Genomic DNA, 2,137 nt, shown 5'->3' with positions numbered 1-2,137 from the left:
TGTTTTGTGATCGGGGTCTGGTCGGTGCGGTAGGGCGATCGTGAGCGAGGTCGACAGGCGGTTGCGGGAGCGGTTCGAGGTATTGCTGCCGCATCTGAACGAGCGTCAGCGGCGTTTGGCGTTGGCGACGGAGGCCCGGTCACTGGGGCATGGCGGGGTGCGGGCGGTTGCCCGGGCGGTCGGTGTCAGTGAGACCACGGTTCGCAGGGGTGTATTCGAGTTGGAGGCCGGCGAGCAGCCGGCGCCGACGGGTCGGGTCCGCCGTCCGGGTGGGGGCCGCAAGGGTGCGGACGCGCTGAATCCGCAGCTGGTGCCTGCGTTGTTGACGCTGGTCGAGCCGGACGAGCGTGGGGATCCGGAGTCTCCGTTGCGGTGGACGACCAAGTCGCTGCGACACCTGGCCGAGGAGCTGACCCGGCAGGGCCATCCGGTGTCCGCGCCAACGGTGGGACGATTGTTGCGGGACAACGGATTCAGTTTGCAGGCCAACGCCAAGACGTTGGAAGGCGAGCAGCATCCGGACCGGGACGTGCAGTTCCGCTACATCAACGAGCAGGTCAAGGCGCACCAGGACGCGGGCGAGCCGGTGATCAGCGTCGATTCGAAGAAGAAGGAACAACTCGGCCAGCTGCCCACCCCGGGGCGCGAGTGGCGCCCGCAGGGCGATCCGGTGCGGGTGGTCGATCACAGCTTCTTCACCGGACCGAATGCGGACCGGGCCATCCCGTACGGCGTCTACGACTTGACCACCGACGCCGGTTGGGTCAATGTCGGCGTCGACCACGACACCGCCGCGTTCGCGGTCGCCTCCATCCGCCGCTGGTGGCAGGCCCGCGGCGCCGCCGACTACCCGCACGCGAGCCGATTGCTGATCACCGCCGACGCCGGCGGCTCCAACAGCTACCGGTACCGGTTGTGGAAGGCGGAATTGGCCGCGCTGGCATCCGAGACCGGGTTGGCGATCACGGTCTGCCATTTCCCGCCCGGCACCTCGAAGTGGAACAAGATCGAGCACCGGCTGTTCTCTCAAATCACCATGAACTGGCGGGGCCGGCCGCTGACCAGCCACGAGGTGGTGGTCAAGACCATCGCCTCCACCCGCACCCGCACCGGGCTGCGCGTGGACGCCGAGCTGGATACCGGCGACTACCCGATCGGGATCTCGATTGGTCGAGAAGAGTTGCGCGCGTTACCCATCCACCCACACGCTCAGTGCGGAACGTGGAACTACACCATCGAACCCACTCACGCCGACGCCGCGCCGGTTCCCGGCCGCGACCGGGAACGCGAGCGTGCCGCGGCCGTCGCGATGCTCGCCGACCCGCGCCTGACCGGCATGACCGGCGCCGAACTGGACGAACTCACCGCACGGCTGGCACCGGCTCAGTCCGCGCGCGCCGAGCAACGCCGCTGGCACCAACGCGGCGGCCGGCGCCGCAGGGCCCCGGGTGCCGGCGGGCGGCGGCTGCTGTCGGACGCCGCGGCCCTGCTGATCACCATCGTGTACCTGCGGCAGGCCTGTCCCCAGCGGGTGCTCTCGGATCTGCTCGGGGTGAATCCGAACTCCATCGGCGAAATCATCGCCGAAACGCGGATGCTGCTCGACGAACACGGCCATCACGTCACCCCGAACATCGGGCTTCGCTTCAGCACCGCCGCAGACCTCGCGGGATTTCTCCGCGACGGCCCGACACCCATCCCGACACCGAATCGGCCTCTCCCCGAGGCACTGTCGCATCCGGCTCTGACCGGCATGAGTCGCCGACAACTGGGCGACCTCGTCGAACGCCTCGCCGTCCGGCAAGCCGCCCTGGTCGAACGGCGCCGCTACACCCAACGCGGCGGCGAACGCATGCCCGGAGGCCGCGGCGGAATCTTCCTCCAGAAGATCACCGATGCCGAACGCGTCCTGGCCACCGTTCTGCACCTGCGCCAACTCTGCACCCGCGCCGTCCTCGCCGAACTGTTCCACGTCAGCCCACGCACCATCGGCAATGCCCTGCTCGACGTGCGGCCACTGCTCGAACAGGACGGCTACACCCCGGCACCGGCACCCACCCGCTACCGCACCGCCACCGCCCTTCTCGCCGCGATACCACAGCAGGAAGACGACACAACCGAATCGACACATTAATTC

1 protein-coding gene is annotated in these 2,137 nt (G+C 68.6%); it reads left to right on the top strand.

The window, feature by feature from the left end:
* The first annotated feature begins 40 nt into the window (after positions 1-40).
* On the top strand, positions 41-2,134 hold the full coding sequence (locus P3H15_RS53650; RefSeq protein WP_276144766.1) for an ISAzo13 family transposase: 2,094 nt from the start codon (positions 41-43) through the stop codon (positions 2,132-2,134).
* The last annotated feature ends 3 nt before the right edge of the window (positions 2,135-2,137 follow it).

It is taken from the genome of Rhodococcus sp. T2V, from assembly GCF_029269925.1.
Taxonomy (GTDB): domain Bacteria; phylum Actinomycetota; class Actinomycetes; order Mycobacteriales; family Mycobacteriaceae; genus Rhodococcus_F; species Rhodococcus_F koreensis.
Note: the sequence above shows the minus strand (reverse complement) of the source record. Positions and strands in the feature narration are given on the sequence as shown.